Origin of the sequence: Streptomyces sp. NBC_00457 (genome assembly GCF_036014015.1) — a bacterium.
In the GTDB taxonomy this organism is placed as follows: Bacteria; Actinomycetota; Actinomycetes; order Streptomycetales; family Streptomycetaceae; genus Streptomyces.
Genome location: NZ_CP107905.1, coordinates 982344 through 995524, shown reverse-complemented (window position 1 = coordinate 995524; position 13181 = coordinate 982344). Strand labels below are relative to the sequence as shown.

Here is a 13181-nt window from a genome sequence, read left to right as displayed (position 1 = left end):
GTCACACCTCGGGCAGCCGGAATCCCAGGGCAGCCGCCGCCGCATCCGGCGTCGGCTGCGCCCAGCGTTCGGCCATCGCCCGGCCCGAGGACAGTGAGCGCGGCTCCGCGCGGTCCAGATACAGGGTGCCGTCGAGGTGATCCGTCTCGTGCTGCACGATCCGCGCGGGCCAGCCGCTGAACACCTCGTCCAGCGGGCGGCCGGACTCGTCCTCGCCCGTCAGCCGCACCTCGGCGTGCCGTGCCACCACCGCCTGCCAGCCCGGCACGCTGAGGCAGCCCTCGAAGAACGCGGCCCGGCCGGGCCCGACGGCTTCGTACGACGGATTGACCAGCACCCGGAACGGCTGCGGCACCCGCCCGCGCGCCACGCGCACCTCGTCGGGAACCGGCGCCGGGTCCTCGATGACCGCGATCCGCAGCGGTACCCCCACCTGCGGGGCCGCCAGGCCCACACCCGGCGCCGCGTGCATCGTGCCGCGCAGCGCCGCGACGAAGCGCGCCAGCAGCGCGGGGTCCAGCTGTCCGTCGAAGGGCTCGGCGGCGTGCCGCAGCACCGGTTCGCCCGCCTCGACGATGGTCAGCGGCCCCTTGGTGGCGAGGAGTTCCTCGACCAGCTCGGCAAGGGGCGCGCGGTCATGGGGAGATGCCATCGCGCCAGAATGCCACGGCACCACGACGACCGGATCTCGACTGTGTGGCGTACGTCACTCCAAAGGCCGGGAACTCGGCGCGCTCTTCCCCCGACTACTGGACCGCGAGACCCGAGAAACGTCCCCAGCCCCGGAGAACCGCCGATGTCCATCGCTCCCTCGACCTCCACGGACGAGGCCCCGAAAGTCGCCACCCCGGCGCCGTCCCCCAGCAGATGGGCCCCGCTCCGCCCCCTGGTCCTGCGTCTGCACTTCTACGCGGGACTCTTCGTCGCACCGTTCCTGCTCGTCGCCGCCACCACCGGTCTGCTGTACGCCGCCTCGTTCCAGGCCGAGAAGATCGTGTACGCCGACGAGATGACCGTCCCGGTCGGCGACACCAAACTGCCGATCTCCGAGCAGGTGGCCGCCGCCCGCAAGGCCCACCCCGACGGCACGGTCTCGGCGGTACGCCCCTCCCCGGCGGACGACGCGAGTACCCGGGTGCTGCTGTCCGGCGTCAAGGGCGTCGACGACACCCATACCCTCGCCGTGTTCGTCGACCCGTACACGGCCGAGGTGCGTGGCGCCCTCGAACAGTACGGCTCGACCGGCGCCCTGCCGCTGCGCACCTGGATCGACGAGTTCCACCGGGACCTGCACCTCGGCGAGAACGGCCGCCTCTACAGCGAGTTCGCCGCGAGCTGGCTGTGGGTGATCGCGGGCGGCGGCGTGGTGCTGTGGCTGTCCCGCCGCCGGGCCCTTCGGAAGGTACGGGGAACCAGCGGGCGGCGCCGCACACTCGGCCTGCACGGGACCGTGGGCGTCTGGGCCGCGATCGGGTTCTTCTTCCTGTCCGCGACCGGCCTGACCTGGTCGACCTACACGGGCGCCAACATCGACGAACTGCGGACCTCGCTCGGCCACTCCACCCCGTCGGTCTCGGCGACCTCGGGCGGCGACCACGGTGGCCACGGTGCCGCGGCCGGTTCCGGGGGGAACGGCGATCACGGTGTCGGCCTCGACGAGATCCTGGCCGCCGCGCGCTCCGAAGGGCTCGGCGATCCGGTCGAGATCGTCCCGCCCGCCGACGCGTCGTCCGCGTACGTCGTCAAGCAGGTGCAGCGCAGCTGGCCGGAGAAGCAGGACTCGGCCGCGATCGACCCGGCCACCGGCGAGGTCACCGACGTGCTGCGGTTCGACGACTATCCGCTGCTCGCGAAGCTGACCCGTTGGGGCATCGATCTGCACACCGGAATCCTCTTCGGCCTGGTCAACCAGATCGCCCTGATGCTTCTCGCGCTCAGCCTGATCCTGCTGATCGTGATGGGCTACCGCATGTGGTGGCAGCGTGGACGCGGCTCCGCCTTCGGCCGGCCGATCCCGCGCGGTGCCTGGCAGCAGGTGCCCCCGCAGATCCTCGTGCCCCTGGTCGCCGTGATCGCCGTCCTTGGCTACTTCGTGCCGCTGCTCGGCATTCCACTGGCCGCGTTCATCGTGGTGGACGTGGTGCTCGGGGAGATCGCCCACCGCCGTGGGCGACGGACGCCGCGCAACGCGGAGGCATGAATCGGACGAGGGCCCGGTTCCCTTGCGGGAACCGGGCCCTCGTCGTGGCTCACAGCCGCTCGAAGTCCCCGGCGAGCGCCGAGGCGAGACGCATGTGCTGCTCCGCCTCCTCGTGCCGCCCCTGTCGCTGCAGGGTCCGGCCCAGCATCAGCCGGGCGTAGTGCTCCACCGGGTCGCGCTCGACGAGCGTGCGCAACTCGGTCTCCGCGCGGCGCAGTTGGGCCGAGTGGTAGTAGGCGCGCGCCAGCAGCAGCCGCGGTCCGGTCTGCTCCGGCACCTCCTCGACCAGCCCGACCAGCACGCGCGCCGCGGCGGCGTAGTCCCTGGCGTCGAAGAACATCCGCGCGCGCTCCCAGCGCTCCGCCTCTGTTCCGTGGTCGTAGTACGTCGTGTCCACTCGTGACCTCCTTCGACGCCGTCAACGGAGCACAGTGGTTGAATATTCCACTACTCGGCTCAGTGGGCCATGGCGGCGAGCTCGGCGTTGGCCCGCTCGGTGATGAGGGTCAGTACCCGCCCGGCGATGGCCAGTTCCTCGGCCGGGATACCGGCGTAGATCCGGGCGGTGATGGGGGCGGTCTCGGCCGACGTCCGGTCGAGCAGTGCCCGTCCGGCGTCCGTGATCCGCAGCTGGGACGGCCCTTGAGGGGCCAGCAGGTTGGCCGCGAGCAGTTCGTCGACCACGGAGTGTGAGTCCGTTGCGTCGATCTTCAGCGCGCCGACGACACTGTCGACGAGGCGGTCCCGCTCGATCGGTCCGCCGGCGGTGGCGGCGGACCGGAGGGTGACGGACTGCTGGAACGTGGCGCCGTGGCGAGTCAGTGCCTGCTCGAGAAGCGCGCGGCCGGCGTAGTGGGCCAGGGCTATGACACGGGGGTCGACCGGGGGAGTGGTGGTGGTCATGACTGCTCCTTGTCGGACTCACGGTCCATGGCGAACGGATCAAGAGGTGCGTCGAGCAGGGTGGCCAGATCGCGGGTGAACTCCCGGGTGCGCGGGCTGTCGAGGCCGCCGAGGGGCTCCAGCAGCTGTTGCAGCAGGCCGTGGACGACCTTGATCGCCTCCCGGGTCCGCTCACGGCCCTGCTCGGTCAGGGCCAGTTGCACCGCGCGCGGGTCGCGGGGATCACGGGCGCGTTCGAGCAGGCCGGCCGTTTCGAGGGTTCGCGCCAGCTTGGAGACATACAGCGGTTCGAGACCGGTGTGGTCCGCGAGGCGCCGCTGGCTGGGGCGCTCGCCGCCGCGCTGCATGCCGTACAACGAGGCCACCAGCGCGTACTGCGCGTGGGTCAGTCCCAGCGGGGTCACGGCGCGGTCGACCGCGACACGCCACTTCGTGGACAGCCGCCAGACCAGAAAACCGGGCGTCGCGCCCTCGGAAGCGATGCTCATGCGAATAAAGTACATGGCTACTATATCCATGGCTACTATTTTCGGATGGGCCTGGCCTGCGTTGGACTGACGCGAGGACTCCCACGGGTCTAGGTTGGGCGCCATGAGCAATCTTGATCGCGAGGCGGTTCCCGCTCTGTGCGGCGGCCGCGGCTTCGTCGTGCCGGAGCCCGTGCGGGAACTTCTCAGCCCTCGCCACGTCAAGCTCGGCGAGTCCACCGAGGTCCGCCGTCTCCTGCCCAACCTGGGCCGCCGTATGGTCGGCGCCTGGTGCTTCGTCGATCATTACGGCCCCGACGACATCGCCGACGAGTCCGGCATGCAGGTTCCGCCGCACCCGCACATGGGATTGCAGACGGTGAGCTGGCTGCACGAGGGCGAGGTGCTGCACCGCGACTCGACGGGCAGCCTGCAGACCATCCGCCCGCGCGAACTGGGCCTGATGACCTCGGGCCGGGCGATCAGCCACTCCGAGGAGAGCCCCCGCTCGCACGCCCGCCTCCTGCACGGCGCCCAGCTGTGGGTCGCCCTCCCCGACGGCCACCGCCACACCGACCCGCGCTTCGAGCACCACGGCGAGCTGCCCGTCGTCACGGCGCCCGGCCTCAGGGCCACGATGATCCTCGGCGAGCTCGACGGCGCCGCCTCGCCCGGCACGACGTACACCCCGATCGTCGGCGCCGACCTGGCCCTCGCCGGCGGCGCGGACGTACGCCTGCCGCTGGAACCGGACTTCGAATACGCCGTACTGTCCATGTCCGGCGAGGCACGGGTGGACGGAGTGCCGGTGCTGCCCGGCTCGATGCTCTACCTCGGCTGCGGCCGCACCGAACTGCCGCTGCACGCCGCGTCGGACGCGGGGCTGATGCTCCTCGGCGGCGAGCCGTTCGAGGAGGAGCTGATCATGTGGTGGAACTTCATCGGACGCACCCAGGCCGACATCGAACAGGCCCGCGAGGACTGGATGACCGGCTCCCGCTTCGGCGACGTGAAGGGCTACGACGGTGATCCCCTCCTGGCGCCGGAACTGCCGCCGCTGCCGTTGAAGCCGCGGGGCAGGGTGCGCTGAGCTGCGAATTCGGCGGCTGGGGACCTGACCGGCACGGACGCGGTGTTGCGTGGCGCGAGAGGATCGGCGCGGGTGCGGACACGGTCTGCCAAACCTGATGCTGACTCAATGTTGACTCTGGTGACATGTCATCAGGTGGGATTCGGGGTGCGACTGTGCCCTTGATTCTGCGGTCGAGTGGGCAGGGGGCGCTCGAGGGGCAGGTGTGCGCCGCTGTGGCGGTCATGGAGGCCATCCGGGTGCGCGAGCTGACCGCGCGCATGCGGGACCATCCAGTGCAAGCCACCCGTCCGAGACCACTGACAGACGCTCTGGCCCCGGTTGGCGGCGTCGTGGATGGAGACGGGACGACGATCCTGGCGACATCGGCGGGCACGGACTGCTGCGCTGCCAGGTCCGTGAGCGGGCCCGCCGATCAGAGGACCCGGCCCTGGTGGTGCTGGACACGCAGAGGATCCACGAGCCGCCAGCGGGGACTGGCCGTGGATGTGCTCGGCCTGGTCATCGCCGTCACGATCCTGGCCGCGAACACCCACGACAACACTGTGGGGTGCCGCTCCGCGAGCCGCCGCGCCCTCGTCGGTGTCGACAAGGCTCGGGACTGCCGCCTTGAACCGGATCCGCCCGTCGACAACGACCACGGCCTCACCGTCCAGGATTACGCCGGGCAGCAACTCCATCTCAGGAAGCGCGATGCCCACCCAGTTCACGGTCACATCCCGACCGAACGCGCCTGAAGCCCGCACACCGTCGGCGGTACGCCACATGACCGTCCGGGGACCGTCCACTTTGACGTGACGGGCGCGCCACACTCGCCGGGAGCTCGCGAGGCCACGTGAAGAGACCCCGAGCGATGGTCAACCCGTCGCGCACCGGCAGCATCACCGAGTACACCCGAACACCGGACGTGATGCGGGTCGTTCAGCGGCCGCCGGAGCCCGGGCCATAGAGCGCAGCGATGTCTTTGGACGTCGCCCACCGGCTGTAGGTGGGCGACTGGGGCCAGCCCTCGGGCGAGTCCTGCCATTCCTCTTGCCGTCCGTAGGGCAGGACGTCGATCAGCGGGAAGGTGTGGCTGAGCTGTTCGGTGCCACGGCCGTTGGTGTGCCAGGTGCGATAGACGGTGTCGCCGTCGCGCAGGAACACGTTGACCGCGAATCCTGCGTCGGGCGGTGCGCCGACGTCGGCCCCGAATGAGCTGTTGGCAGTCGAGTACCACGTCATCTGGTTGCCGACGTGCTGCTTGTAGGCGAGTGCCTCTTTGATCGGGCCCTGGGTGACGATGACGAATCGCGCGTCGTAGTTGTCCAGGAACTCCAGGCGGGTGTACTGCGAGGTGAACCCCGTGCAGCCCGGGCACTGCCAGTCCTTGCCCGTGAACCACATGTGGTTGTAGACGATCAGCTGACTCTTGCCTTCGAAGACGTCTGCCAGCCGAACGGGGCCGTCCTCGCCCTCCAGGGTGTAGTCGGGCATCTCGACCATCGGCAGGCGACGACGCTCGGCGGCGATGGCGTCAAGCTCCCGCGTCGCGGCCTTCTCCCGGGCACGCAGCGCTTCGAGTTGGCGCTCCCAGGTTGCGGCGTCGACGACGGGTGGTAGTGCGTGGGTGGTCATGGTCCCCTCACAGAACTCGTGTGCGGCTTTCGCTCGTCCAGGGGTAGACCCCACCGGGCCACGGAACTCATCGGACCGACACCATCCGGGCGTGGTCGGCAGCGCGGGAACAGCTCGGCCGGCGCGACCTCCACGGAAACTCCACGTGATCAGCCTCCGCCCATGAACGGCCGTGCGCCCGTGGCCTACCAGATGGGCAACAGTCGAGGATCGCCGGGGCGGGCGGTGATGAGGCGGTACGGAACCACGACGAACCGTGGCCGGGGCGGGTGGCCAGGATCAGGCCTGAGGGCTGATGGCGCGGGTGCGGTCTCGTGCGCTGCCGTCGGCGAGCCAACTGATGTCAGTGTCGGCGGCGGTTCGCTTCGCGGATGAGTTCAGAGATGCCCATCCGGCGAAGGTGCTGCCCGCATTTCGGGCACCAGATGGTGTTCGGGATCTCCGTGACGGTCTTGCAGCCGCCGCACCGCAGGTGCATGCCCTTCCCCGTGGGAAAGTCCGCCTCGGATATCGCGATCTCATCGCCGCAGCCCTGGCAGTCGATGAGGAGGTCGAGGGGCGGGGACGGCGGATTCGGGCGGGTTGTGTAGTAACCACAGCCGACGCAGGGTGCGTCAGCAGGGTCGCCGGGGCCGAACCGGTCGAACCGCTCGCGCATCCGGTCGTTGACGTCAGAGTGCGGTCGCCTGCAGTCTGGGCAGACCATGCTCGGTTCCATGACGAGCGTGACCTGCTCGCACGCGTCGCACGCCCTGGCCTGGTCCCCCTCCCGCAGCGTCTGGACGGCGATGGCCTTGGGGTAAATCTCGGAGGCGGCTCCGCATCCCGGGCAAAGCAAAGCCGGGTCGGCGCCGCGTGAAGGCCTGCCGCACGACGGGCAGGGCGGAGAGACCGGAGCAGACCGTACTACCTGGCGCCGGGGCTCGCCCTGCCTCCCGCGCCAGCGCCTTCCGAAGATCACAGGTCCTCACCTTTCTCTGATTGCCGAGGGCGTCGGGACACCGCGCCAGCCGTCCGTGGTCGTAGTCCAAGGGCGGGCGGGGAGCGTTCACCTGGGGACCACCGTCCAGGCCGTTCCCTCGGCCAGTCGCACACGAATCGGCCCGTTCGCAGAGGCGACGAGGCGCCCCGCCCCGTCGACGTCACCGGCATGGACGAGCGGCTCCCGGCCGGTGACGTCGCCTTCGAGGAACCGCCGGTCCGGCGTCGGCAACCACGCATCGGTGCGGGAGCTCAGGATGTCGCGGACGTAGCGGATGGGCTGTGGGGCGGGGGCTCGGACGGCGATGCAGTAGAGATTGGCCCCGCCGTAGAGGGTTGCCTCGGTGTCGCCGTCGTGGAAGGAACAGCCCGTCATGCGCTGCGGGTCCAGACTGCTGAAGAGGATGTGATACGCCTCTTGTCCGTACAACGATCCCAGCGCCCCGATGTCGAAGAGGATCCCGATCTCGTACCTGCCGCTGGACTTCTTCCGAAACAGCCTCACCGGTGCCCCTCCTCGCTCTGTCCCAGTCCGTCCGCTTCGGGAACGTACCCGCCGACGGCCGGGACCCCTCCCGACGGTTCTGCAGCCGCGGCGGCGGTCTCGGCGGTCGGCAAGCGGTCCCTGTCCTGCTACCTCGCGCACTCGCTGCTCTTCGGAGGGACAGAAGCCGCTCTCGGCCGCACCCAGGCCGACATCGAACAGGCCCGCGAGGAATGGATGACGGGCTCCCGCTTCGGCGACGTCAAGGGCTACGACGGTGATCCGCTCCTGGCGCCGGAACTGCCGCCGCTGCCGTTGAAGCCGCGGGGCAGGGTGCGCTGACCGAACAAGGTCGACTGGTTGGTGCCGAGAAACCCAAGGCCAGCCCTCTAGCCCTGAGCTTCCCCTGTCGGTTCACCGTGCGACGGTTGCCAGGACGTCGTGGCCCAGGCGCTGGATGACGTCCGTGGCGAGCCGGTGACGTACCAGCTTGCCGTCTCGGGTGGAGCGCACGAGGCCCGCGTCGCGCAGGGTGCGCAGGGCGCGGGAGACCTGGGGTTCGGTGGAGCCGAGGCGGGCGGCGAGTTCTGAGGTGGTGATGGGCTCGCCCAGGAGGTGGCGGCAGAGTTCCATGCGGGCAGGCGAGGTCAGGGCCATCAGGCGGTGGTGAAGGTCCCGCAGGGTCAGCTGTCCGGCCGGGGTGGCGCCGCGCACCGCGTACTGCACCACCACGCACGACGGGTGCTCGTTCTTGACCGTCAGATGCGGCCACACCCGGGCGGACGGGACGAGGACGAGGGGGCGCGGGGCCACCTTCACCTCGTCGATCTGCAGCTTGTCCAGCCGGATCCGTTCTCCCGGCCCGACCCGGGCCGCGGTCGGCAGCAGTTCGGTGAGCACCTCCGCGGGCGAACGGGCCGCCAGCCGGCGACGTACCTCTCGCGCGTGCTCCTCCAGGGCCGGCCGCAGGGTGCGCCAGTCCTCGGCGAAGAACGCGATGTCGGCGGCCCGCAGCACCGCCAGCAGCCGGTCCCGCAGCTCCAGCGGTGCCGCGACCAGCTGTCGCGCCAGCTCACCGCGGGCGTAGGAGCGGCGCAGGCAGCGGCGGGCGTAGTCCTCCGCGGCGGTGGTGCCGGGGCGCAGCTCGCGGGCCGGCGGGACGGACTGCGCGCTGGTGCCGAGGACTCCGGGCGCCACCAGCTCGAGGAAGTCCTCGGCCGGTAGCTCCCCGATCGCTGCCAGATCCTCGTCCAGGCCGGCCGCGAGCGGCACCGTACGGGGAAAGAACAGGCGGCAGCGGAAGCGGGCCCACAGCGGGGCGAACACGGAGAGCTCGTCGCGCAGTTCGGGGTCCGCCGCGGTGGCGCGGGCCGCCCAGCCGGCGGCCTCCGGGTGGTGTTCGGGTTCGGCGAGCACGTGCAGGCTCGCCATCAGTTCCGACAGCGCGGAGGGCCCGGCCGCGAGGTCCGCGGGGCCGAGCCCTCCGAGGTCGAGGACGATGCTCACGCCGTCAGCGTACGGCCGGGTTCACCGTACGGGCGCGCCCGGTCCGAGCGGGATGCCCAGCAAGTACCAGGCGAAGAACAGCACCACCCAGACCACCAGCATGATCATGGCGAGGGGCAGGGTGAAGGAGACCAGGGTGCCGATGCCGGCCTTGCGGCGCAGGGTCTGCAGGTAGCCGACACAGAGCATGAACGACGTGCTCATCGGGGTGATGGAGTTCGTGCAGGAGTCGGCGATGCGGTAGAGCGCCATGGTGGTGGCGGGGCTGGTGCCGAGCAGCATCAGCATGGGTACGAGGGCCGGGGCGACCAGAGTCCACAGGGCGGAGCCGGAGGTGATGAGGAGGTTCATCAGCGCGACCGCGACGATCAGCAGGGAGAACAGCACCAGCGTGGGCGCGCCCAACTCCCGCAGGAAGTCCGCGCCTTCGACCGCGACGACCGTGGCGATGTTGGTCCACTTGAACAGGGCGAGGAACTGCGACACGGCGAAGAACAGCACCAGCAGCGGTGCGATGGAGCGCACGCCGTCCGCCATGAACTCCGGTATCGCGCGGCTCCCGCGGATCCGCCCGGTGAGCCGCCCGTACACGGCGCCGATCAGCAGGAAGAAGACGGTGAGGAAGACGGCGATGGCGTTCATGAAGGTGGACTCGACGATTGCGCCGCCTTCGCCGCGGAGCGGTGACGAGGCAGGGAGCATCGCGAGCACGATCAGCGCGGCGTAGCCGAGCACGGCAAGGCCGGTCAGCTTCAGGGCCCGCAGCTCGGTGGCGTCGTCGACGTCGGCGGCGACCACCTGCTGTGCCGCCGCGGCCTCCAGGTCGGCGTCGGGGATCAGGTGGTGTTCGCGCTTGGCGAGGATCTTGTCCACGACCAGGGCGATGGTGCCGGCCAGCACGAACGCCGAGACGGTGGTGAAGTACATGTTGTCCGTCGCGCGGACCACCACGTCCTTGTCGACGAGTTGCGCGGCTTCGGTTGCCACGGAGGCGAACAGCGCGTCACCGGGGGCGATCAGCGGGTTGGCGTCGCCCGCGGCGTTGATGGACACGAACGCGACGATCATGCCGAGCATGGGGGAGCGGCCCACGGCCCGGAAAGCCACCGCCCCGAGCGGGATGAGGACCACGTACGCCGAGTCGGACAGGAACTTCCCCAGCACCCCGCCGAGGGCCACGCCCAGGACGACCGTGCGCGGGGACAGGCCCGACAGCATGCGGCGCGCCAGCGCTTCGAAAAGCCCCGACCGCTCGGCGACCGCGACACCCAGCATCACCATCAGTACGGTGCCGAGCGGGCCGAAGGTGACGAAGGATTCCTCAGCGCCGGTGATCAGGTCCCGTACGGCGTCCGCCGACAGGGCGCTGCGTACGCCGACCAGGTCGCCCGAGGACGGGTCCTCGACCTCCAGGCCGGAGGCGTTCAGCGCCCAGCTGACGCAGGCGACGACCCCGCACAGGATCCAGAACAGCCAGAACGGATGGGGCAGCGCGTTTCCCGCCCGCTCGACCAGGTCGAGGAACCGGGAGCCACGGCCCCCCTCGCCGGGCTCGGTGGCCTGCACCTCCTCGGCGCGGCTGTCAGGTGTGCTCATGGCGGCCTCCTGTGAGGACTGGGAAGAAGACGGGGAGGGGAGGGGACTGGGAAACGAGGGCATGGCGCGGCTGAGCCGCGAGCGATGTGAAACGGGACCCGGAGCCGCACACGTTCACGATCCGTCGCGATGGCCTGCGGGCGTTCCCGGGTTGCGCTGCACAGTAGGTCCCGTGTCCGGTCCCGTCACCGTCCGGCGGAACAGTTGACCTGATGACGTCAAGTGATCGCCATGACCTGGGCCATTGCTTAGCGTCACGGGAGTGACCTCGTACGACACCTCTCCCACGTGCCGGCCCGAACCCCTCCACGGCGGCGCCCTGTGGCGCCGCACCCTGCGCATCCCCATGCGGGACGGCATCCGGCTCGCCGCCGACCTGTACTCCGCCTCACCCGAACCGGAGACGACCCCGCTTCCCGTGCTCCTCGAGCGGACCCCGTACGGCCGGCGCGCGCAGCGCGGTTCGGACCAGGACCGCAGCGACGCGCCCGTCCCGCAGCCCGAGGACATCGCCCGGCACTTCACCGAAGCCCGCTACCACGTCGTACGGCAGGACTGCCGGGGCCGGGGCGACTCCGAGGGCACGTTCGTGAAGTACCTCGGCGAGGGCCCGGACGGCGCGGACACGATCGCCTGGCTCCGGAGGCAGCCGTGGTGCGACGGCAGGGTCGTGATGACGGGGGTGTCCTACTCAGCCCACGCCCAGGCAGCAGCGGCCGCCGAAGGGGCGACCGGGCTGGCCGCCATGTTCCAGGACTCTGGCGGTTTCTCCTGCGCGTACGACGCGGGGATGCGGATGGGCGGCGCCTTCGAGCTGAAGCAGGTGACCTGGGCACTGCGGCATGCCGTGCACAGCCCGGAGGCGGCGGCGGATCCGGTGCTGGCCGAGCAACTGCTGCGGGTGGACGCGACGGGCTGGTTCGCCGCGATGCCGTGGCGCCCCGGCTGCACGCCGCTGCGGCACCTGTCGGCGTACGAGGACTTCCTGCTGGAGCAGTGGCGCCAGGACACCTTCGGGGACTACTACCGCAACCCGGCGATCTACGGACGAGGCTTCTACGACCGCTTCCCGGACGCGCCGAGCCTGCACATGGGCAGCTGGTACGACCCCTACGTCCGCTCCACCATCGAGAACTTCACCGCCCTGCGGGAGCTGAAGTCGGCACCTTCCTACCTGGTCATGGGCCCCTGGACGCACGGACACCACTGCGAGACGTACGCCGGAGACGTGGACTTCGGTCCACGGGCGACCCTGGACGGCAACCTCGCCCCGTCGTACCTGGAGTTCCGCCGCCGCTGGTTCGACCGGGCGCTGGGCCGGGCGAGCGACTCAGACCTCCCGGCGGTCCAGTACTTCCTGATGGGCGGCGGTGACGGGCGGCGGGACGCGGCCGGGCGGATGCGGCACGGCGGGGAGTGGCGCACCGACACCCGGTGGCCGCCGGCGTCGACGGCCCCCGTCGCTCTGTACCTCACCACCGACGGTGCCCTCACCCTCGCCCCGCCCACCGCGCCCGCCGCGTCGGTGACGTACGACTTCGACCCGCGCCACCCGGTCCCCACCATGGGAGGCCAAGTCACCTCGGGCGAGCCGGTGATGACGGGCGGGGCCTACGACCAGAACGCCCCGGACGCCCGGGTGTACGGGGCGCGCGAGCCGTACCTGCCGCTGGACTCCCGCCCGGACGTGATCAGCCTCAGCACCCCGCCACTGGAGCGGGACGTGGTGCTGGCCGGGCCGGTGTCGGCAAGGCTCCACATCTCCACCACGGCCCCGGACACCGATTTCACCATCAAGCTGATCGACGTCCACCCGCCCAACGTCGACTATCCGCACGGCTTCGCCATGAACCTCACCGACGGCATCGTCCGCTGCCGCTTCCACCGCTCCTACGAGAGCCCGGAGTTGCTCAATCCCGGCAAGGTCTACGAGATCGAGGTCACCGCCCCCGACACGGCGAACCGCTTCGCCGCCGGCCACCGCATCCGGCTCGACGTCTCCTCCAGCAACTTCCCCCGCTTCGACGTCAACACCAACACCGGCGAACCGGAAGCCGCCGCCCGCCGCACCGCCATCGCCGTGAACACCGTGCACATGGATGCCGAGCACCCCTCCCACCTGCGAGTGTGGCTGGAGGGTGGACCGGGCGCGCTCGCGTAGCCGGACAGCTTGGCAAGCGCACCCGGCTGCGGTGCGAGCGGTACACGAGCAGCCACTGGGCGCCGACGGTCTGCATCCACCTGCCGATGACCGCTGGGGTGCGGCCCCGGTGCGAGCGCCGCTCACCCGGTGCTGTCCTGACGTGGTCGGCAATCACGGATTTCCGCGGCCAGGAG

General features: G+C 70.6%; 11 protein-coding genes and 2 pseudogenes. 5 read left to right on the top strand and 8 right to left on the bottom strand.

The features are described from left to right. Position 1: 1 nt before the first annotated feature. A complete protein-coding gene (locus tag OG828_RS04695) occupies positions 2 to 652 on the bottom strand; it encodes a peptide deformylase (protein ID WP_328500195.1) in 651 nt (216 codons plus the stop codon). Between the two features lie 144 nt (positions 653 to 796). On the opposite strand from OG828_RS04695, the gene OG828_RS04690 reads away from it, so the two are divergent. Then, positions 797 to 2200, top strand: coding sequence for a PepSY-associated TM helix domain-containing protein (locus OG828_RS04690; RefSeq protein ID WP_328500194.1), 1404 nt, complete (start codon positions 797 to 799; stop codon positions 2198 to 2200). A 49-nt stretch (positions 2201 to 2249) separates the two neighbouring features. On the opposite strand, the gene OG828_RS04685 is transcribed toward OG828_RS04690, so the two are convergent. From OG828_RS04685 to OG828_RS04675, 3 genes are read right to left on the bottom strand one after another with little or no spacing between them, the layout of a single operon-like run. Further along, entirely contained in the window at positions 2250 to 2597 is a 348-nt protein-coding gene (locus OG828_RS04685; protein ID WP_328500193.1) for a tetratricopeptide repeat protein, read from the bottom strand. A 59-nt stretch (positions 2598 to 2656) separates the two neighbouring features. Next, the gene (locus OG828_RS04680) at positions 2657 to 3103 is read right to left on the bottom strand and encodes a MarR family transcriptional regulator (RefSeq protein WP_328500192.1); all 447 of its coding nucleotides are present in this window, start codon (positions 3101 to 3103) and stop codon (positions 2657 to 2659) included. After that, entirely contained in the window at positions 3100 to 3591 is a 492-nt protein-coding gene (locus tag OG828_RS04675) for a MarR family winged helix-turn-helix transcriptional regulator (protein WP_328500191.1), read from the bottom strand. Before OG828_RS04675 ends, OG828_RS04680 begins: the two co-directional genes overlap by 4 nt. Positions 3592 to 3694: 103 nt before the next feature. Between OG828_RS04675 and OG828_RS04670 the strand changes: the two genes are divergently transcribed. After that, on the top strand, positions 3695 to 4660 hold the full coding sequence (locus OG828_RS04670) for a pirin family protein (protein WP_328500190.1): 966 nt from the start codon (positions 3695 to 3697) through the stop codon (positions 4658 to 4660). A 337-nt stretch (positions 4661 to 4997) separates the two neighbouring features. After that, positions 4998 to 5211 (top strand): annotated as a pseudogene (locus tag OG828_RS04665) (IS5/IS1182 family transposase); the annotation flags it as partial. Positions 5212 to 5581: 370 nt separating this feature from the next. Here the strand turns inward: OG828_RS04665 and OG828_RS04660 are convergent. Then, entirely contained in the window at positions 5582 to 6277 is a 696-nt protein-coding gene (locus tag OG828_RS04660; protein WP_328500189.1) for a DUF899 domain-containing protein, read from the bottom strand. A 1048-nt stretch (positions 6278 to 7325) separates the two neighbouring features. After that, the gene (locus OG828_RS04655) at positions 7326 to 7763 is read right to left on the bottom strand and encodes a hypothetical protein (RefSeq protein WP_328505064.1); all 438 of its coding nucleotides are present in this window, start codon (positions 7761 to 7763) and stop codon (positions 7326 to 7328) included. Between the two features lie 171 nt (positions 7764 to 7934). Here OG828_RS04655 and OG828_RS04650 point away from each other — a divergent pair. After that, positions 7935 to 8084, top strand: a pseudogene (locus OG828_RS04650) (pirin family protein); the annotation flags it as partial. Between the two features lie 72 nt (positions 8085 to 8156). Here OG828_RS04650 and OG828_RS04645 read toward each other — a convergent pair. Both OG828_RS04645 and OG828_RS04640 read right to left on the bottom strand, forming a co-directional pair. Then, positions 8157 to 9248, bottom strand: coding sequence for an ArsR/SmtB family transcription factor (locus OG828_RS04645; protein WP_328500188.1), 1092 nt, complete (start codon positions 9246 to 9248; stop codon positions 8157 to 8159). Between the two features lie 21 nt (positions 9249 to 9269). Further along, a complete protein-coding gene (locus OG828_RS04640) occupies positions 9270 to 10844 on the bottom strand; it encodes an AbgT family transporter (RefSeq protein WP_328500187.1) in 1575 nt (524 codons plus the stop codon). A gap of 262 nt (positions 10845 to 11106) precedes the next feature. Here OG828_RS04640 and OG828_RS04635 point away from each other — a divergent pair, with 262 nt between their 5' ends. Continuing rightward, the gene (locus tag OG828_RS04635; RefSeq protein ID WP_328500186.1) at positions 11107 to 13005 is read left to right on the top strand and encodes a CocE/NonD family hydrolase; all 1899 of its coding nucleotides are present in this window, start codon (positions 11107 to 11109) and stop codon (positions 13003 to 13005) included. Positions 13006 to 13181 lie beyond the last annotated feature (176 nt).